The 265-nt window shown below is 46.8% G+C and carries 1 pseudogene; it reads left to right on the top strand.

From position 1 onward, the window contains the following. Positions 1-265, top strand: a pseudogene (locus PZC42_RS23355) (prolyl oligopeptidase family serine peptidase); the annotation flags it as partial.

The following is a 265-nucleotide window of genomic DNA, read 5'->3' as shown; positions in this document are numbered from 1 at the left end:
CACAAAGCTGGAGCACGTGCAATGAAACAAAATAGTTTTGACGACTTCATTGCTTGTGCTGAACTCCTCATTTCTGCTGGATATACGAGTTACAGGCAGTTATGTTGAAGGTGGAAGCAATGGTGGTCTTCTGATTGCTGCTTGCGTTAATCAGCGGCCTGATCTCTGTGGGTGTGCTCTTGCTCATGTTGGTGTTATGGACCTGCTCCGTTTTCACAAGTTCACCATTGGTCATGCCTGGACTACCGACTATGGTTGTTCAGAC

This window comes from Isoptericola croceus (assembly GCF_029382255.1).
Taxonomy (GTDB): domain Bacteria; phylum Actinomycetota; class Actinomycetes; order Actinomycetales; family Cellulomonadaceae; genus Isoptericola; species Isoptericola croceus.
Note: the sequence above shows the minus strand (reverse complement) of the source record. Positions and strands in the feature narration are given on the sequence as shown.